Genomic DNA, 19,732 nt, shown 5'->3' with positions numbered 1-19,732 from the left:
GCCGGTTAACCGGTACACTCCCGTACCCGTTACTTTTGGCAGCAAGTGTCACTGAGGGTAGTCAGATTGGCCCGTCCGGAGACCGCGATGAGGGATGACGCCGGCGACAGCACAGCGGACGCCACGCTGCTCGACGCCTTCCGCGCCGGTGACATCGCCGCCGGCGAGACACTTTTCCGGCGGCACGCCGAGCCGCTCCGCCGGATCGCCGCGGGCTGGGTCGCCGAGCCCGCCGAGCGTGACGATCTCGTGGCCGAAGCCTTCGTACGAGTCCTGAGCGTCATCCGCGACGGCGGCGGTCCGCGCGAGAATCTCCGCCCCTATCTCGCGGTCACCATCCGGAATCTCGCCGCCAAGTGGAGCCGTCACCACAAACGGGTCGAGCTGTACGGCACGACCCCGGCGGTCGAAGAGGCCGCCGGGGTCGCGGGCGCGGAAGAGCTCGTCATCCTCCGGGCGAACGCCCGGTTGGCCTGGACCGCCTATTGCGCGCTCCCCGGCCGCTGGCGGACCGTGCTGTGGCGGACCGAAGCCGAAGGCGACTCGCCGAAGGTGGTGGCCCCGCTGCTGGGGGTGTCACCGAACGGCGCCTCCGTGCTCGCCTTGCGGGCTCGCGAAGGGCTGCGCCAAGCCTTTCTGCAGGCGCAGGTCCCCGCGACGGGAACGCCGTGCTGCCAGGAAGCGCGGCGCCGGATGGGCGCCTGGCTCCGCGGTGGCGTGCCCGGCCGCCGGGCCGGCCTGATCGCCGCGCATCTGGCGGACTGCGAACCCTGCCGGACCGTCGCCACCCGGCTCGACGAGATCAACCGGGAGATGCCGCCGGGCGTCCGCGCGGTCCCCGCCTAGGCGCCGATGGTCGCCGCGTCGATGACGAACCGGTAGCGGACGTCGCTGTTCTCGACGCGGTCGTAGGCCACGTTCACCTGGTCGGCCGAAATCGTCTCGATCTCCGCGCCGATCCCGTGCTCGGCGCAGAAGTCGAGCATCTCCTGGGTCTCGGCGATCCCGCCGATCATCGAACCGGCCAGCACCTTGTTCCCACCGAGCAGCGAGAAGGCGTTGTAGGACAGCGGTTCGCCGGGCGCGCCGACGTTCACCATCGCCCCGCCGACCCGCAGCATGCCGAGGTAGGAGTCGACGGGCAGCGTCGCCGAAACGGTGTTGAGGATGAGGTCGAAACGGCCGCGCAGCACCTTGAACGTCGACGCGTCACCGGTCGCGAAGTAGTCCTTCGCGCCCAGCTTCAGGCCGTCCTCCTGCTTCTTCAAGCTCTGGCTGAGCACGGTGACCTCGGCGCCCATGGCGACCGCGATCTTGACCGCCATGTGGCCGAGTCCGCCGAGGCCGACGACGGCGACCTTCTTGCCCGGCCCGGCACCCCAGCGGTTCAGCGGGGAGTAGGTGGTGATGCCCGCGCACAGCAGCGGGGCGGCGACGTCGAGGCCGATCCCTTCCGGGATGCGGCAGACGAAACCGTCCTTCACGACGATCTGACGGCTGTAACCGCCGTAGGTGTTCTCGCCGTCGAACCCGACGCCGTTGTAGGTCTGGATGTTGCCCTTGACGCAGAACTGCTCGGTGCCCGCGAGGCAGTACTCGCACTCGCCACAGGAATCGACCATGCAGCCGACCCCGACCCGGTCCCCGACCTGGTACTTCGTCACGTCGGAGCCGACCGCGGCGACGACGCCGGCGATCTCGTGACCGGGCACCATCGGGAAGATCGCGCTGCCCCAGTCCTCCTTCACCTGGTGGATGTCGCTGTGGCAGATCCCCGCGTACGCGATGTCGATCAACACGTCGTCCGGACGCAGGTCGCGACGCTCGATCGTCGTCGGCGACAGGGCGGCGCCCGGGGACGGCGCGGCGATGGCGTGCGTGGTCGTCGTCATGAAACCCTCCGAGAAAACAGTGAGACCATGTAAGAGGTCACTTACAACTAGCGTAAGAGGTCTCTTACATATTCCGCGACCGGGACGGTGTGATCCACGACATGGGCGGCAAGTACCACCACGGCGACCTTCGCGCCGAACTCGTGCGGGTCTCGCTCGACCTGATCGCCGAACAGGGACTCGACGCGTTCTCCGTCGCCGAGGTCGCCAGGCGCGCGAAGGTCAGCCCCGGCGCGCCCTATCGGCACTTCCCGGACAAGGAAAGCCTGCTGGCCGCCATCGCCGCCAAGGTCGCCTGCCAGCTGGCCGACCGGGTGCACGACGCCATCGAGGCCGAGAGCGAACCGGCCGCGGCGCTCGCCGCGGCCGCCGGCGCCTACACGGAATACCTGATCGAACGCCGGGCCGGAATGAACATCATCTACTCGGACGGCTTGCAGGGGCCGGAGCACGCCGCGCTGCACGAGCAGACCCGCCGCCTGACCGACCAGTTCGTCATGCTCTGCCTCACCGTGACCGACCGGCCGGAGGACGGGCTCGAACTCATGGAGCAGTTGTTCACCCAGGCGCACGGCTACGGCACGTTCTACCTCGACGGGGTCTTCACGAAACAGGGCTACTCCACGGAAGTCGTCGTCCGGAAATCGGTCGAGGCCGCCCGCGCCGCCATCGAAGGACGCGCGAAAATGTGACGTGATTCACGTCTGATTTGTCCGATTACCGGGGCTCCCCGCGCCGACAGGATGCGAAGCGCAATCCTTTCGACAGCGAGGAGAAACGCGTGAGCATCGGGCAAGACGTCGGATCGTGGCGGGAACTGGGCCGTCACACGAGCACCGCGGCGGTACTGGCGGGTGGCGTGCTCGTCGGCGCGATCACCATCTACGTGGCGGCGAGCCTGCTGCCGACGGCGATCCAGGACATCGGCGGACGACCGCTGTACGCCTGGACCATGACGGCGTTCCTGGTCACCCAGGTCGTCGCGACCATGCTGGTGGGTCAGGCGCTTTCGCGCTTCGGCGGCAAAGGTTCCTATCTGGCCGGTTTCGGTGTCTTCGCCGCGGGCTCGGTGCTGTGCGCCGTGAGCCCGTCGATGCCGGTCCTGCTGCTCGGCCGCGGGACACAGGGGCTCGGCGCCGGCCTGCTGACCGGGCTGGGCTTCGCGTTGATCCATTCGGCGCTGCCGCCTCGGCTGTGGAGCCGGGGCAGTGCCCTGATCTCCGCGATGTTCGGCGTCGGGAACTTCGCGGGCCCGGCGCTCGGCGGGTTCACGGCTCAGTTCGGTTCGTGGCGTTCGGCGTTCGCGGTCCTGGCCGTGGCGGCGGTCGCGCTGGCGATTTTCGTGCCTCGCGCGCTCCCCGACGGCGAACGTCCGGCGCAGGCGCCGCCGGTCCCGGTCGTTTCGCTGACCCTGATCGTCGGCGCGGCCGGAGCGGTGAGCGTGGCCGGGATCCTGTCCGACGTCCTCGCGATGGCCGCCCTCATCACGCTGGGTCTCGCGCTCGTGGGCGCGTTCCTGGTGACGGAGAACCGCTCGTCGGCGAGTGTGCTGCCCGCTTCGGTCTACCGTCGGGGTGCGCGGCCGCGATGGATCTACCTGACGATCATGGTGCTGGCGTCGGGCGTCGCGGTGGAGACGTTCCTGCCGTTGTTCGGCCAGCGACTGGGCGGGCTTCCTCCCGCGGCGGCGGGATTCTTCGCCGCCGCGCTGTCCTTGGGCTGGTCGGTGAGCCAGCTCGTCAGCGCTTCGGCCCGTAAGACACGACGGCTCGTGCTCGCCGGGCCGGCCTGTCTCGCGATCGGGTTCATCGTGCTGGGACTGCTGCAGACCGAACAGCCGTCGCTGCCCGTCGTGCTCGCCTGGCTGCCGGTGCTCTTCTTCGGTGGCACGGGAATCGGCATCGCGATGCCCCATCTGTCCGTCGCGGCGATGACCTCCGCCCCGGACGGCGAGGGCGGCCGGGCGGCGGCCGCGATCGCGACCGTGCTGACGATGTCGACCGCGTTCGGCGCGGCGGTCGCCGGCCTGCTGGTCAACCTCGGCGCCGCTTCGGTGGTCGCGTCGGCGAGGTGGCTGCTGTTCGGCTTCGCCGCCATTTCCGCGCTCGGCCTGCTCACCGCGCGCCGCGCCGTCTGAGTCCGGTCAGCTCCGGGAGCGCTTCGGGCGCACGCGCGGAAGCGCTTCCGGACACCCGCCGTCGCACCGGATGTGCGCCCAGACCAGTTTTCCGCCGCGCACCGGTTCACGCCGGGCACCCCATTGCACGGCGACCCCGTCGACGACGAGCAGGCCGCGCCCTCGCGGATCCTCGATCTGCGAACTACGTGCCCGGGGTTGTTCGACGCTGACATCCGCGACTTCGATGCGGACGGCGCACGGCGACACCCCACGCCACAACTGGATGTGTCGTGCGCCGCCACCGTGCACATACGCGTTGGCGACGAGCTCCGTCGCCGCCAGCAGGACGTCGTCGCGATGTCCCTCGCCGAGGTCGGGGAGGCATCTGACCACCCAGGCGCGCATGTCCGGCAACGCCCGTGGCGTCGTGGACCGCAGGTCGAGGACCCACGTTCCCGGCACCGGATGCTCCGCGATACTGATCATGGAGCCACCCTTCCCCTCGCGCGACCTCCCTGCTGAAGCCGCACAATCGGGTTACCCAGAACGTCCGCCGGTCAACCCGTGTCGAACCCGACACCGAAGTCAGCGCACCGCGATACCCGCCAGCACCGTCTTGACCACGGCTTCCGCGTCCGGCGAAGCGGTCACCTCCCGGCCGTGCGGGAGCAGAGCGGTCAGCACCGATTCGTGGCAGACACCGACCAGCATCGCCGCCGCCGTGCCGACATCGCCGTCCAGCCTGCCGAGTTCCTTTTCCGCACGCAGATATCCGGCGAGACGATCCCGCCAGGTCTCACCGTTCCCGGCCAGTTCCCCGAATCGCGCGAGCACGGCGGGGCGGGCGAGCAGCCCGGCGAACGCGGGCAGGATCGCCTTGTGCAGAGCCAACCCGTACGTCACCTGGGCGCGGAGATTGCCTTCGACCGTGGCCGAACCGGGCGACGGCAACTCACCGAGCCCGGCTTCGACCCGCCGCACGTGTTCCGCCAGCGCCTCGGCCAGCAAGTCCTCCTTGTCGGCGAAGTGGTTGTACAGCACTCCGTCGGCGACCCCGGCCGCCCGCGCGATGGCCCGCACCGTGAGTTCCGCGGTGCCTTGGGCGGAAATCAGGTCCGCCGCCGTGCCGATCAGATGCTCGCGCAGGCTCCGGCCGTCTTCGGTGTCGCGCAGCGCCGCCGCTTTCCTCGGTGACATCAGGATTTCGCCCTGACCAGCCACGCCGCGCCACGCAGCCGCACACCATCCGGTCCGTCGAAAGGCCGGAGCGCGACCGAAAGCGCTTCTCGCGCACCGTCCGCCGCTTCGGCGTCCACCTGGCCGAGGTGATACCGGACCGGGCCCCAGTCCGCGATGAACCCGGCAGCGTCGGAGACATCCCTTCCCCAGACCTGATCTGCCTCGACGCGCGTGGACGTGACGTCGAGGAACCCGGCGTCCGTCAGCACCGAGCGAGCCCGTTCGGGGTCGGCGAACGCTGTCGGGCCGGTGCCGTCCTCGCCGGTCGGGGTCGGCAGGAACGGTGCCAGCGCACCGAAAACGGTGCCGAGATCGGTTCCGGCGAGTGCGGTCATGCACAGGAACGCGAGCTTGCCGCCCGGCTTCAGAGCCCGGCGCACGTTCGCGAAAGCGGCGACCGGATCCGCGAAGAACGTCACCGCGAACCGGCTGAGCGCGACGTCGAAAACCCCTTCCCCGAACGGGAAGACCTGGACGTCGCCCTGCTCGAACTCGACGTTCGCGACGCCTTCGGCCGCCGCGCGGGCCCGTGCCCTGGCGAGCATCGGCGCGGAAAGGTCGATCCCGGTCGCGCCGCCGAGCGGGGCACGGACTGCGGCGAGCCGGGTGACCTGCCCGTTGCCGCAGCCGATGTCGAGCACCCGGTCCCGCTCGCCGATCCCGGCGGCGTCGAACAGGAACTCGTTGAACCCGCTGTTCACCGCGTCGTAGCGCGCGTCGTGCTCGGCCCAATGCCGTCCCTCGTAGCCATTCCACGCTTCCGACTGGGCGGTGTTGACGATGCCGGACATCCCAGAACCTCCTCCGTCATGAACACACGTTCATGAACATGTGTTCATACTGACGGAGGTCCGGTCCGGCCGTCAAGCTCCCGACCCGTCAGCACCGCGGCGGAAGCCAGCCGGGCGTGGTCACGACCTGACCAGGCGCCACCGGCAGCTGCGAAGTCCCGAAACGGAAACCGACAAGCCCGCCCGGGCAGACGCGCACCGCCCCGGGCCCGTCCTGGGTCCCGGATTCGCGCCAGGCCACCGGATCCAGCCCGACCCGCCAGACCTTCCAGAACGACGCGCCGTCCCGGTGGCCGATACAGGGATCCCCCACGGGCAGACCTTCGATTCGGCAGACGTAGCGGGAATCCCCGTACGGCCCCGATCCGCTCCCGAGCCGCACCGCGAGCCCGGAACGCTCGAGCGCGGTCCGCGCGTCACCGGGTGAGCCGGACACACACCGCACGAGCACACCGGCCTCCATGCCGACCGCGACGGTCACGCCTTCCGCCCCCTCGCAGGCGCCAGTTCGGGAAACCGGGTCCACCGCGGGAAAAAGGACCACCAGGCTGAGGAGCACCGTCAAGATCGACACGCCTTCGAATACTACGGGTGCCTCTTCGACTGCGCACAGTGAACATTCGGAGAAGATGTCGGAAATCGCCCTGGTCAGGGGACTTGCACATTCTTCGGCACAGGAAAAAGATGTGATCTTCTCGCGCGCACCACTCCATCGGGTGCGGCACCTCGAAAGGTTCAGAGCGTGACGCGCAGGCGCCTTACCGCATTCGTCGTTCCCCTCGCCCTCGCCGGATTCCTGCTCACCGCGGGCGGCACCGCCCACTCACGGCAGCCGTCACAGAGCCCGGTCGACATCTCCCCCGGCGCGATCAGGTTCGATCCGACCCTGCCGAGGCTGGACATTTCCTACGGCCGTTCGGATCTGGACCTCGAATACATCCGGAAAGACGCGTCGGACACCAACGGCTGCGGTACGAGAAATCACGAAGAAACCGAAGAGGCCTTCGTCAGGCCGGGCACCGGGCACGTCACACTCGCCGGGGTCCGCTACGAACTCGAACAGTTCCATTTCCACACCCCGTCCGAACACCGTTTCCGGGGCCGCGCCGATCCGCTGGAAATGCATTTCGTGCACCGCAGCGCCGCCGGGAAACTGCTGGTGATCGGGGTGCCCCTGCGCTCGGGCGCCGGATCGCCGGTGGATCGCGTCCTGGCGAAGCTCGCCCCGGAGTGCGGCGAAACGGTGGCGCTGGAGGACTTCGACCTCGCCACGCTCCTGCCCCGCGACCGGACCACGCTGCGGTACGACGGCTCGCTCACCACGGCCCCGTTCACCGAAGGCGTGCAGTGGTTCCTGATGTCCGAGCAGACCGTCACGCCGTCGACGATCGCGCGGTTCCAGGGCCTGTTCGGCGACGGCAACGCCCGCGCGCCACAGCCGCTCAACGGACGACGGCTGACGGTGGTGCCGCAGAGCTGAGGCTTCCGGCGTTTCATCGGGATTTCATGGGTTCGTCCTACGGTTCCGGGCACGGATCCGCGGCCGCGGACCGGTGGTCCACGAGGAGACGCGCATGAGCCCGGCGAGCCGGACCCCGTACAACATGGTGACGCCCCGGGACGACGCGCCGAGTCCGGGACAACGGGACGGGGTCGTCGGGCCGGGCTGGAGCTGGGCGGCGTTCTTCACGCCGTGGGCCGACGGCCGCCCGTCGCCGAAGTACCGGTGGACGCTGTTCGAGACCGCCGCTCACGCCGTCGAAGACCTTCGTCGCTGCCTCGAGGACAGCGCCGTCGGCAGGCGCGGCGCCCTCTGCGCCTCCGTGCTCCGCAAACGCGGCGCCCCAAGGGAATTGGTGCTGTGCGACGCCGCGGACTGGGCCTACGCCGTCCACGAGGTCCGCGCCGGGGTGCATCTGGCCGACGCCGCCGACACCTACTTCGCGCGCTGGCGGACGAGCATGGCGGGACACCGGTTCACGATCGTCAACGCCGGAGTACCGACTGTCTGGTGAGGTCCAGACCTTCCAGCGCGAGGGTGCGCTGAGCGGAATCGCCGTCGGGCCCGATGGTGGTGAGCACCCACTCGAAGTGTTCCCTGGCGGCCACCGGATCTCCCGCCGCGAGATGGGTGCGGCCGAGCCGGTTGCGGATCTCGGACTCCATTCCGACGATGGTCTCCTCGGTGACCGCCGTCAGCGCCCGCCGCTGGAGTTCGAAGGCCGCGTCGAGATTCCCCAGTTCCAGTTCCGCGGCGCCCAGCCGGGCGAGGCTGGTCGCGGTCAGCAGGCCGTCCGTGGTCTCCTCGGCGAGTTCGACGGACCGCCGGAGGTCCAGCACGGCTTCGGCGAACCTGCCGGTTTCGAGGCGGACGGTGCCACTGTGGCACAGCACCCTGGCCAGCATCCCGGGACTGCCGATCTCCTCGCTCAGCTCACGGGCGCGGCCGAGGTGACCGAGCGCTTCTTCGTGATCGCCCCGCAGATAGGCGAGATAGCCGAGCGCGGACAGCGACCGTTCGGCGAGCCACCGGTCCCCCACCTCCTCGGCGAGGACCATCACCCGCCCCATCGCGGGAATGGCGAGATCGTGCCGTCCCGCGATCAGATCCGCCATGGTGAGCCCGCCCAGCGCCCGCGCCTCGACGCCGCGGTCTCCGGAAGCCTGCCCGGCTCGCAGCGCGTCGTCGAACCAGCCACGCGCCCGGTCCAGCTGTCCTTGCATGGCGTAGGCGTAGCCGAGGCAGAACCGCAGCGACGAGACGAGACGTTCGTCTTCGGCCCGTTCCGCCAGCGGCAGCGCGATCTGCAACGCCGTCCGGCATTCGTGGTACCGCTGCTGGCGCGCGAGGTAGTCGACCAGGCCCTCGGCGACAGAGCACGCTAGGTCGTCGAGCCCGGCTTCGGCCGCCTGGGTCACCACCTCCGGCAGGTCACCGACGGCGTCGAGCCAGGCGGAAGCGTCACGCTGGCCGGTGAAAGGCCCGCCCGTCTCCAGCGGGAACCGCGCGACACCCCATTCGCTCGCCCGTCGAGCGGCGCCGAGATACAGCCCGTACACCCGTTTCCGGGCCGCTTCGGCGGCCTCTTCGGGCATCTCCCCGGCGAGCCGCCGGGTGTAGACGGCCACCAGGTCGTGCAGCCGGTAGCGACCGCTCGCCGGCTCCTGCACGAGGCTGGCGTCGACCAGGCTTTCCAGCCGACGCTCGGCTTCGGCCGGCGAGCAGTCCAGCAGGGCGGCGACCGAGAGCCGGTCGAATTCGGCCGTCGGAGAGAGGCCGAGCACGGTGAACGCGTCCTGCTCGGCGGGGCGCAGCTGTTCGTACGACAAGCGCAGCGCCACCTCGACGCTGCGGTCCTCGGCGGTCAGTTCGCCGAGCCTGCGCTCGTCGTCCGACATCCGGTCCACCAGATCCTTGAACGTCCACATCGGACGGTTCTGCAACCGGGCGCCCGCGATCCGCAGCGCGAGCGGCAGGCGCCCGCACAGCCCGGCGAGCGCGCGCACGGCGAACCGCTCCCCCTCCGCCCTCGGCGCTCCCACGATACGGCCGAGCAGCCGTTCGGCCGCTTCGAGACCCAGCGCGCCAAGGGAAACGCGGCGATCGGCGTCCAATCCGGACAGACGGCGACGGCTGGTCACCAGCACCCGGCTGCCCGGCCCGGACGGCAGCAGCGGACGCACCTGCCCGGCGGACTCGGCGTTGTCCAGCACCAGCAGCAACCGCAGGTGCGCGGTCGCCGCCCGCCACGACGCGGACAGCTCGTCGAGATCATCCGGCATGGCCACGTCCTCGACGCCGACCGCGCGCAGCAGCCGCCGCAGCGCGCGCTCCGGTGTCACCGGCTCGCGGCCTTCGGTGTAGCCGTGGAGATCCACGAACAACGCACCGTCCGGATAGGACTCGCGGAGCCGGTGGGCCGCGCGCACCGCGAGCGTGGTCTTCCCGGCGCCAGGGACGCCGTCGACGGTGTCGACCGAGACCGACTCCGGATCGCCGTCCTCGACGAGCAGGGCGAGTTCCCGGTCCCTGCCGACGAGTTCGCCGTTGGTGGCGGGCAGTTCGTTGCGGATCCGGCGGGACGGCTCCCGGCGCGGCGCGACACCGAGCAGCGCCTCGTCCCCGCGCAGGACCGCCTCCTGCACCTGCCGCAGTTCCTCGCCCGGTTCGACGCCGAGCTGCTCGATCAGCCGCTCGCGGACGTCGGTGAACACCTCCAGCGCCTCCGCCTGCCGCCCGCCGCCGTAGAGCGCCCGCATCAGCAACGCGGCCAGCGGCTCGCTCGGCGGGTCGGCGGACACCAGCGCCGAGAGCTCACCGATCACCTCGTCGAACCGTCCGAGTTTCAGCTGGGCCCGCAGTTTCCGGCGCAGCAACAGAAGCCTGCGTTCCTCCAGCCGTCGCCGCTCGCCTTGGACGAACGCGCCGGGCAATCCCGTCAGCGGCTCGCCGTGGAACAGCCGAAGCGCGTCGGCGAAGGTGTCCACCGCGGCGACGAGATCGCCAGATTCCTCGGCGGCGGCCGCGACGGCGGCGACCTCTTCCAGCCGGACCACGTCGAGTCGCACCCCGCCGCTGGCGAACCGGTAGCCACCGCGATCGGACACGATCACCGAGTCCCGCGGCTTCTCCCCCGAAGTGTCCAGGCATTGCCGCAACCGCCGGACGTACACCGGCAGCACGTTCGACTCCGGCGGCTTCTCCCAGAGCCCGTCGGTGAGTTCGTAATGGCTGACGGTGACGTCCGGGCGCAGCAGCAACCCGGCCAGCACGGCCTGTTGCCGGACCGGACCGAGGTCCAGCCGGGTCTCCCCATGCCAGGCCCGCAACGGGCCGAGCACCTCGAACCGCAGCTTCGAATCCGACATGACACCCCCATCGTTCCGCATCAGCCCGGCACCACGATCCCGTGGTCGAACGCGTACACGATCGCCGCCGCCCGGTCGCGCAACTGGAGCTTGGTGAAGATCCGGCCGATGTGGCTTTTCACGGTCACCTCCGAGATCACGAGCGTCGCGGCGATCTCCGCGTTGGTCAGTCCCCGGCCGATCGCCCTGAGCACGTCCTGTTCCCTCGGGGTCAGCAGTTCCGGTGAGCGCCCGCCGCTGCCGTTCCCGGCGGCCTGCCGGTACGCGGCGAGCACCCGCCCGGTGACCCCGGGGTCCAGCCAGGCGTCGCCCGCGGCGACCGCCCGCACGGCCCGGATCAGATCCTCGGCCGGGGAATCCTTGAGGACGTAACCGGCCGCACCCGCCCGCAACGCGTCGGCCAAGAGGTTGTCGTCGTCGAAGGTGGTCAGCGCGAGCACCGGCGGATGCCCGCCGGTCCGCCGCAGCCGCCTGGTCGCCTCGACGCCGCCGACGTTCTTCATCCGCAGGTCCATCACGATGACGTCGACCTCGTGCGCGGTCAGCGCCCCGGGCACCTCCGAGCCGTCGCCGCATTCCCCCGCGATGACGAACCCGTCGCGCCGCCGCAGGATGCGCCGCAGCCCGGACCGGACCAGCTCCTGGTCGTCGACCAGCAGCACCTGGATCTCGGCGGCGGTCACGGCTTGACCCCCGGCACGGTGACCCGCACGATCCATTGCCTGCCGCTGGGCCCGGCGCTGAGATCGGCGCCGAGCTGGGCCGCGCGGACGGCCATCCCCGCCAGTCCCGAGCCGTCTTCGGCCGTGCGCCGGACCACCGAGGAGAGAGTGTTGCTGACGACCAGGTCCAACCCCGAGCGGCCGGCGTTCAGCCGGACCTCCGCGGTCGCTCCAGGGGCGTGCTTGACGACGTTGACCAGTGATTCCTGCACGATCCGGTAGAGGCCCAATCCTTCCGAGGCGCCTACCCGGCCGAGGTCGCCTTCCTGTGTATAGCGCACCGCCAGCCCGGCGCTGCGGGTGCGTTCCACCAGCGTCGCGATGTCCTCGACGCCCGGCAGCGGGGCGCTGCCCGACGGGGAGTCGGCGAGCAGGCCGACCGTGCGGCGGATGTCGGCCATCGCGGCACGCCCCACCTGCTCGGCTTCGGTCAGTGCTTCGATCGCCTCGTCGACGTCGCGGTCCTGCTGCAGCGCGTGCCGGGCACCGGTCAGATGCAGCAGGGTGATGCTGAGCGAATGGCCGACGACGTCGTGCACCTCACGCGCGATGCGCTGGCGTTCGGCGAGCAAGGCCTTGTCCCGCGAGGCGTCACGGTTGCCGCGTTCGGCGTCCAGCACCCTGGTGTACCAGCGGACCATGAGCCCGCCGCTGAGACCGAGCAGGACCGCGACCATGTACACCGGCCCGCCGATCAGCCCGCCCCAGATCCCCGCCACGGCCAGGACCGCCTCGCCCGCGACCGCGACGACGGCGATCCCCCACGTCGTCCGCAGGACACTGCCCGCTTCGGTGGCCGCGACCAGCAGCAGCAACGGCGCGAAATCCGGGAGGGCGGGCTCGATGAGCAGGACCGCGGCCGCGGCGATCAGCGCCGCCATCCGCACCCACGGCACGACCCAGCCGGTGGCGGCCCAGATCAGCGGTGTGGCGATCACGAGCAGCCCGCCCAGCGCCACTGGTTCCGGCGGCGCCAAGGCGTCTCGCTGCACCAGCGCGATCACGGCGAACACCATGCTCAGCAGCGTGGAGGTCGCCGGAACCCACCACGGCAGGCTGAGCCCGGCCCGGGTGAGGCTGTCCTGCACCCGTGCCCGGAAGCGGTTCCGCAAGATCTCCAGCACGGCATCAGCCTAGGAAGTCCCGGTGAGCGCGTCATCGTGCGGCGGTCGGCACCCGTCTCCGCCCACGGTAGGAGGCCGGGAAGGCATGGACCGATGAAATCCGGATGAAACCCGGAGCGCTCATTCCTGGCTGAGCGCGACCCAGTTCAGTTTCTCCTGTTCTCGTTTCGGCAGGCCCGCGACGACGAGGTCGTAGGAGTCTTCGATCATCTCCCGCACGAAGCCGTCGGTCAGCGAACCGTCCATCTCGACGGTGTTCCAGTGTCGTTTGTTCAGGTGGTAGCCGGGGATGATCGCCGGATGTTCGGCGCGCAGCCGGACCGCCAGATCGGGCTCGCATTTGAGGCTGATCCGCAGCGGTTTCGCCTTGAGCGGGCCGAGCGCGAACACCTTGCCCGCGACCTTGAACACGCTGATGTCCTCACCGAAGGGGAACTCCTCACGGGCACCGGGGAAGCCGAGGCAGATCTTCCGGAGAGCGGCAGGTGTCATGGCGTTCAGGCTAACGGCGCCCACCGACAGAAACCTGTCCTGCCCGGGACGTTGACCGGTTGTCGGTGATTCACTGACGATGGGTGGAGCCGACTGGGTGGAGGCGAAACCGACATGCGCGTGAAGTATCTCGCCGTAGCGGGGATCCTGGTGCTGGGCTTGGTGCCGAGTGCCGCGGCAAGCCAAGTACAGGGCCCCGCCACGAGCGGCTGGGTGGGCACCTGGGCGGCGGCGCCCGCGGCCGGGGTGGCCGGGACCGACAACGGCTACCCGAACTTCTCGATCCGCAACATCGTGCACACCAGCGTCGGCGGGCACGAGGTCCGCGTGCGGCTGTCCAACGCCTTCGGCCGGACCCCGGTGCTGTTCGGCCGGGTGACCGTCGCGGTCGCCGCCGGCCCGGACACCCCGCAGGCCGTGCCCGGCACGATGCGCACGCTGACCTTCGGCGGAGACCGCGAGGTCACCGTGCCGCCGGGCGCCGACATCCTCAGCGACGGCGCGGCGCTGACCGTGCCGAGGGACGGCGACCTCCTGGTCACCACGTACACCCCGACGCCGTCCGGGCCGGTCACCTTCCACCCGCTCGCGACGCAGAACTCGTACTTCACCCGGAACGGCGACAAAGCGGCCGACGAGTCGGCGGCGGCGTTCCCGGAGAAGACCGCGGTCTGGCACTACGTGTCCGGGGTGGACGTCCGCGGCGCGGGGCTGCGGGGCAGCGTGGTGGCGATCGGCGATTCGATCACCGACGGGGCGAACTCGACCTGGGGCGCGAACCTGCGCTGGCCCGATCAGCTCGCCGACAGGATCAGCGCGCGGACGGGCGTGCTCAACGCCGGGATCAGCGGGAACCGGCTGCTGCTCGACGGCGGGAACTACGGGGTCAACGCGCTGGCCAGGCTCGACCGGGATGTCCTGAACCAGTCCGGGGTGCGGACGGCGATCGTGTTCGAGGGCATCAACGACATCCAGCAGACGCCGCATCAGGCCGACCCGAACAAGATCATCTCGGCGTTGAAGCAGATCGCGACGAGGGCGCACGACCGCGGTCTGCGGGTGCTGGGCGCGACGATCACGCCATGGAAGGGCTGGGGTTCGTACACGCCGCAGCTCGAGGAGACCCGGCAGGCGGTCAACCGGTTCATCCGGACCAGCAGGCTCTTCGACGGCTACATCGACTTCGACGCGGTGATCCGCGATCCGGCCGACCCGCAACGGATGAAACCCGAGTACGACTCCGGCGATCACCTCCATCCCGGCGACAAGGGCTTCACCGCCATGGCGAACGCCGTCCCGCTGCCCGGACTCCGCCAGGAATAAGGGCTGCGCCAGGCGGTTCCGTGGGGCACGATGAACTGATGGCGATCACGAATGATTAGCGGCGACAGCGGCACCCGTGCGACGGCGCGGCTGGTCCGGTTCGCCGAACACGAAGCGCGCGCCGAAACGCTCCGGGCACAGCTCGCGGATCTCCACGGAACGATCAGGCTCGCGAAGCGGACGTCGAACCTGTTCCGGGCCCGGACGGCGACCAGCACGCCGGGTTTGGATGTCTCGGGATTCACGCACGTACTCGACGTCGATCCCCTGGCTCGCACGGCCGACGTCGAAGGCATGGTCACCTACGAGCAGCTCGTCGACGCGACCCTGCCCCACGGGCTGATGCCGCTGGTCGTACCGCAGCTCAAGACGATCACGCTCGGCGGCGCGGTCACCGGCCTCGGTATCGAGTCGTCCTCGTTCCGCAACGGTCTCGTGCACGAGTCGGTGCTGGAGATGGAGTTGCTCACCGGCGACGGGCGGATCGTCGTCGCGCGGCCGGACAACGAGCACCGCGAACTGTTCCACGGCTTCCCGAACTCGTACGGGACGCTCGGCTACGCGCTGCGGCTGAAGATCGAACTGGAGCCGGTCAAGCCGTACGTTCGGCTCGACCACGTGCGGTACGAAGACACCGAGGAGTACTTCGCGGCACTCGGCGAAGCCTGCCGCAACGGGTCGGCCGATTTCGTGGACGGGACGGTCTTCGGCCCGGGCGAGCAGTACCTGACCCTGGGCACTTTCACCACCTCGGCGCCCGCGACCAGCGATTACACCTGGCTCGACATCTACTACAAGTCGATCCGCTCCCGCGAGACGGACCATCTGAGCGTCCGGGACTACCTGTGGCGCTGGGACACGGACTGGTTCTGGTGCTCACGGGCGTTCGGCGTGCAGAACCGGCTCCCCCGGCTGCTGCTGGGCAGGCGGCTGCTGCGGTCTTCCGTCTATTGGAAGGCGGTGGCGCTCGACCGCCGGTTCGGGATCGCCGCGAAGCTGCTCAAGCTGCGCGGGCTCCCTCCGGAGGAGACGGTCGTGCAGGACATCGAGGTTCCGCTCTCGCGCGCCGCGGAGTTCCTGGACTTCTTCCGCCGCGAGATCCCGATCAGCCCGGTGTGGATCTGCCCGCTGAAACAGCGGCCGGGTGGCGTGAACTCGCCGCTGTACGAACTGGATCCCGAAACGCTGTACGTCAACTTCGGGTTCTGGTCCGCGGTCCCGCTGGACCCTGGCGAGGAGCCGGATACGCACAATCGGCTGATCGAAGCCGAAGTGACGCGACTCGGCGGGCGGAAGTCGCTGTACTCCGACAGTTTCTATACCGAAGACGAGTTTTGGCGGCTGTACAACGGCGACGCCTACCGAACACTGAAGACGGCCTACGACCCGGACGGCCGCCTCCTCGACCTGTACGCGAAATGCGTGCGGCGGCGGTGACCCGGGCTGGGAGAAGAGAGAAGACCATGGCTGAGACGACGACCGTCGGGAAGATCTTCGAGCGGTTGCTCGGCCCGAGCGCCGAAGTGTCCATCACCGCCTACGACGGAAGCACGAGCGGCCCGGCCGACGCGCCGGTGTCGATCCAGGTGCGATCACCACTGGCGTTGACCTACTTGATGTCTTCACCGGGAGACCTCGGTCTCGCGCGGGCTTACGTGGCAGGCGCGCTCGATGTGGACGGCGACCTCTACTCGGCGTTGCGCGCGCTTGTGGCACAGGTCGATCAGCTCAGCACCGCGGACCGGTTGTGGCTGCTGCGCGAACTCGGGCCAAAGCACCTGCGCCGTGTCGCACCACCCGCCGAGGAACTGCCGAGCCGCGCCAAGCGTGTCTTCGACGGGCTGCGGCACTCGAAAGCGCGTGACAGCAACGCGATCTCGAACCATTACGACGTCTCGAACCGGTTCTACGAACTGGTGCTGGGCCCGTCGATGGCCTACACCTGCGCCGCGTATCCGTCCGCCGACGCCTCGCTGGAAGAGGCGCAGGCGCACAAATTCGACCTGGTGTGCCGGAAACTCGGGCTCAAGCCGGGGATGCGGCTGCTGGACGTCGGCTGCGGCTGGGGCGGGATGGTGGAGCACGCCGTCGCGAACTACGGTGTCGAGGCGCTGGGCGTCACCCTTTCGCGCGAGCAGGCCCAATGGGCGCAGAAGGACATCGTGACCAAGGGGCTCGCGGACAAGGCTGAAGTACGCCATCTCGACTACCGCGACGTCACCGAAACGGGCTTCGACGCGGTGTCGTCGATCGGGCTCACCGAGCATATCGGCGCGCGCAACCTGCCGTCGTACTTCCGTTTCCTCGCCGGGAAACTGAAACCGCACGGACGTCTGCTGAACCACTGCATCACCAACCCGGACACCTCCGTCCCGCACCGGTCACGCGGGTTCATCGACCGCTACGTCTTCCCCGACGGCGAACTGGAGTCGGTCGGCGAGATCGCCACCGCGCTGCACGACAGCGGGCTGGAGGTGCGGCATTCGGAGAACCTCCGCGAGCACTACGCCACCACCCTCGGCGCGTGGTGCGCCAACCTCGACGCGAACTGGGACGCGGCCGTCGCCGAAGCGGGCGCCGGGCGGAGCCGCGTCTGGGCGCTGTACATGGCCGCGTGCCGGCTCGCCTTCGAGCGGCGGGAGATCGAACTGCACCAGGTGCTCGGGGTGAAGGTCGGCCCGGACGGTGACTCGGGGATGCCGCTGCGGCCGGACTGGGGCGTGTAGGAGGTCAGTGCCGGAAGGCTTCGGCGAGCCACCACGAGCCGCCGTCGTCGGCGATCTTGGCGTCGATGACGAGCGGCGCGTCCCGTGGCCCGCCGAGCCAGTCCGTGACGGCGGTCAGGTCCTCGACCGATCGCACGGTGACCCCGGCGCAGCCGAAACCGCGTCCGATCGCCGCGATGTCGGTGTCGGGGAACCGGACGGTCGTCATGTCCGCGTCACCGAAATGGTGGATCTCGGCGCCGTACGCGGCGTCGTTGTAGACGATGACCACCAGCGGAATCCGTAGCCGCACGGCGGTTTCCAGCTCGGAGACGGCCATGTGGAACCCGCCGTCGCCGACGCCGAGCACCGGTAGCCTGTCCGGCCGCGCCAGCGCCGCGCCGATCGCCGTTCCGAGGCCGAGCCCGATACTTTGGAACGCCTGGGTGAAGCAGAAGCCGTTCTCATCGGGGACGGACAGGTACGCGCTCGGGTAGCCCATGAAGTTGCCGGAGTCGATCGACACCACACGTTCGGCGGGCAGGATCTCGTCGAGACGGCGGCTGAGCGTGCGCGGATCGATCCTCCCGTCGCCGGATAGGTCGTTATACGGCACGTCGTTCCACCGTGTTCCCGTTCGGTCTCGCTGAGCGCTGTGGCCACGCTTCTTGAGTTCGATGTGAACGTCCGCGGCCGTGCTGGCGACGTCGCCGACGACACCGAGGTCGATCCGCCGGTGCGCACCGAGCGCGGCCTGCTCGACGTCGACCTGGACCAGCCGGGCGGCCGGGCCGAGGAGCGTGCCGTGCCGGGTGGTCCACATGTTCAGCGCGCAGCCCCAGCCGATCACGAGGTCGGCGTCCCTGATGAGGTCCGCCGCTGGTGGCGACGAAAAGCCGCCCGCGATCCCGATCGAGAAGGGATCGTCGTGGAAGAGGCCGTGCGCCACCGCCGAAGTCGCCAGCAGCGCGCCGGCCACTTCGGCGAGGTCTGTGAGCGGTGCGGAACTGGCTCTGGCCCCGCGGCCGGCGATGAACACCGTCCGCCGTGCCTCGACGATGAGGTCGGCCAGTTTCGCGACCGCCTCGCCGCTCGGGCGGATCGGCGCCGGACCGGAGATTTCCGGGGCCGGGACCGCTTCGGGCGCCTCCTGGGCTTGGACGTCGAGCGGAAGGTTGAGCAGAACGGTCCGTCGCTGCTGCACCGCCGTCTGATAGGCGCGGACGGTGTCGGCGACCGCGGTGCGCGCGCCGTGCACGCGTTCCGGCACCGCGCCGACGGCGTCCGCGAGCGCGTCCTGGTCGATCCGGAAGTTCGACAGCACCGCCGAGGCCGCGGTGTCGCCGGCCAAGACGATCATCGGGGTCCGGCTCTTGGCGGCCTCGGTGATCCCGGTGAGGGCGTTGGTCAGACCGCAGCCCTGATGGAGACTCAGCACCGACACACGGCCGCTCATCCGCGAGTACGCGTCCGCCATGCTCGCCGCGCCACCTTCGTGCCGCGCGGCGACGAACCGCACTCCGCCGGACCGCAATCCGTTGGTGGCCTCGAAGTTGCCGCTGCCCACCACCCCGAACGCCGCACCCACGCCGAGTTCGGCGAGGGTGCGGCCGACCAGTTCCGCGACGTTCATGCCCGCTCGACCAGCGCGTAGACCCTGGAGGGACTGCCGGAACCGCCGACGATCGGGAGCGGGCTGACGACCAGCAGCGATCCGGTTGACGGCAGGCTCGCCAGGTTCCGCAACTGGGTCAGGCCGTGTTTTCCCGCGCCCAGAAGGAGTTCGTGACAGGGGAAGGCCGGTTCGAGAGCGAGGGCCTGCCCCGCGTCGGTGCCGACGGTCTCCACCCCGAACCCGGTGATCGGCGCCTCCTCCGCGAGCCAGCGAGCGCACTCCCCCGAGACACCCGGCGAATGCGGACCGTTCTCGTCGTTGTTGAGAAAGGCCTCCTGGTCGTGCGAACGAGCGTCCCAACCCGTCCGGTAGAGCAACCAGCCGCCGTCGGGCAGGGGCCCGTTCACGCGCTCCCACTCACGGATGTCTTCGATGGAGAGCAGGAAGTCCGGGTCTTCGGCCGCGCGGGCCGACGCGTCGAGCACCACGGCCGGGGCGACCAGCGTGCGCAACGGCACCTCGGAGACGTCGTGGCCGTCCTTTCCCGACACCCAGTGCACGGGGACGTCGAGATGGGTCCCGGTGTGCTCCCCGGTGTGGATGTTGTTCCAGTACCAGCGCGGCCCGCGTTCGTCGTACCGGCTGATCTCCTCCAGTCCGAACGGGATCGTGTTCGCGAACGGCTCCGGCAACTGGAGGATCGGGGTGCTCGCGCTCAACGGGGCGGTGAGGTCGACGACCTCGATCGCGCCCGTGGTGATCGCGGAGTTCAGCTGGGCCAACAACGACATGCGTGCCTCCCGGAGTGACTGCGGCGTCTTCGGTCACCTTAGGCGGGTTT

General features: G+C 69.8%; 19 protein-coding genes. 8 read left to right on the top strand and 11 right to left on the bottom strand.

The annotated features are described in order from the left end of the window. The first annotated feature begins 87 nt into the window (after positions 1–87). Positions 88–846 (top strand): sigma-70 family RNA polymerase sigma factor, encoded by a 759-nt coding sequence (locus tag ACIRGA_RS13625; RefSeq protein ID WP_400940449.1) that lies wholly within the window; start codon positions 88–90, stop codon positions 844–846. Here the strand turns inward: ACIRGA_RS13625 and ACIRGA_RS13620 are convergent. Then, on the bottom strand, positions 843–1,892 hold the full coding sequence (locus ACIRGA_RS13620; RefSeq protein ID WP_400940447.1) for an NAD(P)-dependent alcohol dehydrogenase: 1,050 nt from the start codon (positions 1,890–1,892) through the stop codon (positions 843–845). The two genes, ACIRGA_RS13625 and ACIRGA_RS13620, sit on opposite strands and share 4 nt — an antisense overlap. A gap of 89 nt (positions 1,893–1,981) precedes the next feature. Here ACIRGA_RS13620 and ACIRGA_RS13615 point away from each other — a divergent pair, with 89 nt between their 5' ends. After that, positions 1,982–2,584, top strand: a complete 603-nt coding sequence (locus tag ACIRGA_RS13615; RefSeq protein WP_400940445.1) for a TetR/AcrR family transcriptional regulator — start codon at positions 1,982–1,984, stop codon at positions 2,582–2,584. 89 nt (positions 2,585–2,673) lie between these two features. Further along, the gene (locus tag ACIRGA_RS13610) at positions 2,674–4,029 is read left to right on the top strand and encodes an MFS transporter (protein ID WP_400940443.1); all 1,356 of its coding nucleotides are present in this window, start codon (positions 2,674–2,676) and stop codon (positions 4,027–4,029) included. Between the two features lie 6 nt (positions 4,030–4,035). Here ACIRGA_RS13610 and ACIRGA_RS13605 read toward each other — a convergent pair whose 3' ends face one another. The 4 genes from ACIRGA_RS13605 to ACIRGA_RS13590 form a co-directional block, all read right to left on the bottom strand. Then, on the bottom strand, positions 4,036–4,497 hold the full coding sequence (locus tag ACIRGA_RS13605) for an ATP-binding protein (RefSeq protein ID WP_400940440.1): 462 nt from the start codon (positions 4,495–4,497) through the stop codon (positions 4,036–4,038). 99 nt (positions 4,498–4,596) lie between these two features. Continuing rightward, positions 4,597–5,208, bottom strand: coding sequence for a TetR/AcrR family transcriptional regulator (locus ACIRGA_RS13600; RefSeq protein ID WP_400940438.1), 612 nt, complete (start codon positions 5,206–5,208; stop codon positions 4,597–4,599). Further along, positions 5,208–6,041 (bottom strand): class I SAM-dependent methyltransferase, encoded by an 834-nt coding sequence (locus ACIRGA_RS13595; protein WP_400940436.1) that lies wholly within the window; start codon positions 6,039–6,041, stop codon positions 5,208–5,210. Before ACIRGA_RS13595 ends, ACIRGA_RS13600 begins: the two co-directional genes overlap by 1 nt. Before the next feature lie 88 nt (positions 6,042–6,129). After that, a complete protein-coding gene (locus ACIRGA_RS13590) occupies positions 6,130–6,615 on the bottom strand; it encodes a hypothetical protein (RefSeq protein ID WP_400940434.1) in 486 nt (161 codons plus the stop codon). Between the two features lie 168 nt (positions 6,616–6,783). On the opposite strand from ACIRGA_RS13590, the gene ACIRGA_RS13585 reads away from it, so the two are divergent. Both ACIRGA_RS13585 and ACIRGA_RS13580 read left to right on the top strand, forming a co-directional pair. Continuing rightward, positions 6,784–7,521, top strand: coding sequence for a carbonic anhydrase family protein (locus ACIRGA_RS13585; RefSeq protein ID WP_400940432.1), 738 nt, complete (start codon positions 6,784–6,786; stop codon positions 7,519–7,521). 94 nt (positions 7,522–7,615) lie between these two features. Next, positions 7,616–8,056: a hypothetical protein gene (locus tag ACIRGA_RS13580; protein WP_400940430.1), complete on the top strand. Its 441-nt coding sequence runs from the start codon at positions 7,616–7,618 to the stop codon at positions 8,054–8,056. Here ACIRGA_RS13580 and ACIRGA_RS13575 read toward each other — a convergent pair. From ACIRGA_RS13575 to ACIRGA_RS13560, 4 genes are all read right to left on the bottom strand, one after another. Next, entirely contained in the window at positions 8,028–10,910 is a 2,883-nt protein-coding gene (locus ACIRGA_RS13575; RefSeq protein ID WP_400940428.1) for a BTAD domain-containing putative transcriptional regulator, read from the bottom strand. The two genes, ACIRGA_RS13580 and ACIRGA_RS13575, sit on opposite strands and share 29 nt — an antisense overlap. Positions 10,911–10,930: 20 nt before the next feature. Next, positions 10,931–11,593 (bottom strand): response regulator, encoded by a 663-nt coding sequence (locus ACIRGA_RS13570; RefSeq protein ID WP_400940425.1) that lies wholly within the window; start codon positions 11,591–11,593, stop codon positions 10,931–10,933. Next, positions 11,590–12,756 carry a sensor histidine kinase gene (locus ACIRGA_RS13565; RefSeq protein ID WP_400940422.1) on the bottom strand — a complete coding sequence of 389 codons (1,167 nt, stop codon included), beginning with the start codon at positions 12,754–12,756 and terminating at the stop codon, positions 11,590–11,592. The genes ACIRGA_RS13570 and ACIRGA_RS13565 overlap by 4 nt, the downstream gene beginning before the upstream one ends. Before the next feature lie 120 nt (positions 12,757–12,876). Then, a complete protein-coding gene (locus tag ACIRGA_RS13560) occupies positions 12,877–13,248 on the bottom strand; it encodes an MmcQ/YjbR family DNA-binding protein (protein ID WP_400940420.1) in 372 nt (123 codons plus the stop codon). 114 nt (positions 13,249–13,362) lie between these two features. Here ACIRGA_RS13560 and ACIRGA_RS13555 point away from each other — a divergent pair, with 114 nt between their 5' ends. From ACIRGA_RS13555 to ACIRGA_RS13545, 3 genes are read left to right on the top strand one after another with little or no spacing between them, the layout of a single operon-like run. Beyond that, positions 13,363–14,571 carry an SGNH/GDSL hydrolase family protein gene (locus ACIRGA_RS13555; RefSeq protein WP_400940417.1) on the top strand — a complete coding sequence of 403 codons (1,209 nt, stop codon included), beginning with the start codon at positions 13,363–13,365 and terminating at the stop codon, positions 14,569–14,571. Between the two features lie 51 nt (positions 14,572–14,622). Beyond that, positions 14,623–16,008, top strand: coding sequence for an FAD-binding oxidoreductase (locus tag ACIRGA_RS13550; RefSeq protein WP_400940415.1), 1,386 nt, complete (start codon positions 14,623–14,625; stop codon positions 16,006–16,008). Positions 16,009–16,034: 26 nt separating this feature from the next. Further along, positions 16,035–17,297: a class I SAM-dependent methyltransferase gene (locus tag ACIRGA_RS13545; RefSeq protein WP_400940412.1), complete on the top strand. Its 1,263-nt coding sequence runs from the start codon at positions 16,035–16,037 to the stop codon at positions 17,295–17,297. Positions 17,298–17,301: 4 nt separating this feature from the next. Here ACIRGA_RS13545 and ACIRGA_RS13540 read toward each other — a convergent pair whose 3' ends face one another. Both ACIRGA_RS13540 and ACIRGA_RS13535 read right to left on the bottom strand, forming a co-directional pair. After that, a complete protein-coding gene (locus ACIRGA_RS13540) occupies positions 17,302–18,909 on the bottom strand; it encodes a thiamine pyrophosphate-binding protein (RefSeq protein ID WP_400940411.1) in 1,608 nt (535 codons plus the stop codon). Further along, positions 18,906–19,682: a cyclase family protein gene (locus tag ACIRGA_RS13535; RefSeq protein WP_400940408.1), complete on the bottom strand. Its 777-nt coding sequence runs from the start codon at positions 19,680–19,682 to the stop codon at positions 18,906–18,908. The genes ACIRGA_RS13540 and ACIRGA_RS13535 overlap by 4 nt, the downstream gene beginning before the upstream one ends. Between the last annotated feature and the right edge of the window lie 50 nt (positions 19,683–19,732).

The organism is Amycolatopsis sp. NPDC102389 (assembly GCF_044765885.1).
Classification (GTDB): domain Bacteria; phylum Actinomycetota; class Actinomycetes; order Mycobacteriales; family Pseudonocardiaceae; genus Amycolatopsis.
Note: the sequence above shows the minus strand (reverse complement) of the source record. Positions and strands in the feature narration are given on the sequence as shown.

Coding starts and splice junctions, on each gene's coding strand:
- ACIRGA_RS13535 (WP_400940408.1), bottom strand. CDS start 19,682: ATGTCGTTGTTGGCCCAGCTGAACTCCGCGATCACCACGGGCGCGATC.
- ACIRGA_RS13575 (WP_400940428.1), bottom strand. CDS start 10,910: ATGTCGGATTCGAAGCTGCGGTTCGAGGTGCTCGGCCCGTTGCGGGCC.
- ACIRGA_RS13580 (WP_400940430.1), top strand. CDS start 7,616: ATGAGCCCGGCGAGCCGGACCCCGTACAACATGGTGACGCCCCGGGAC.
- ACIRGA_RS13550 (WP_400940415.1), top strand. CDS start 14,623: ATGATTAGCGGCGACAGCGGCACCCGTGCGACGGCGCGGCTGGTCCGG.
- ACIRGA_RS13620 (WP_400940447.1), bottom strand. CDS start 1,892: ATGACGACGACCACGCACGCCATCGCCGCGCCGTCCCCGGGCGCCGCC.
- ACIRGA_RS13605 (WP_400940440.1), bottom strand. CDS start 4,497: ATGATCAGTATCGCGGAGCATCCGGTGCCGGGAACGTGGGTCCTCGAC.
- ACIRGA_RS13595 (WP_400940436.1), bottom strand. CDS start 6,041: ATGTCCGGCATCGTCAACACCGCCCAGTCGGAAGCGTGGAATGGCTAC.
- ACIRGA_RS13545 (WP_400940412.1), top strand. CDS start 16,035: ATGGCTGAGACGACGACCGTCGGGAAGATCTTCGAGCGGTTGCTCGGC.
- ACIRGA_RS13625 (WP_400940449.1), top strand. CDS start 88: ATGAGGGATGACGCCGGCGACAGCACAGCGGACGCCACGCTGCTCGAC.
- ACIRGA_RS13540 (WP_400940411.1), bottom strand. CDS start 18,909: ATGAACGTCGCGGAACTGGTCGGCCGCACCCTCGCCGAACTCGGCGTG.
- ACIRGA_RS13560 (WP_400940420.1), bottom strand. CDS start 13,248: ATGACACCTGCCGCTCTCCGGAAGATCTGCCTCGGCTTCCCCGGTGCC.
- ACIRGA_RS13600 (WP_400940438.1), bottom strand. CDS start 5,208: ATGTCACCGAGGAAAGCGGCGGCGCTGCGCGACACCGAAGACGGCCGG.
- ACIRGA_RS13555 (WP_400940417.1), top strand. CDS start 13,363: ATGCGCGTGAAGTATCTCGCCGTAGCGGGGATCCTGGTGCTGGGCTTG.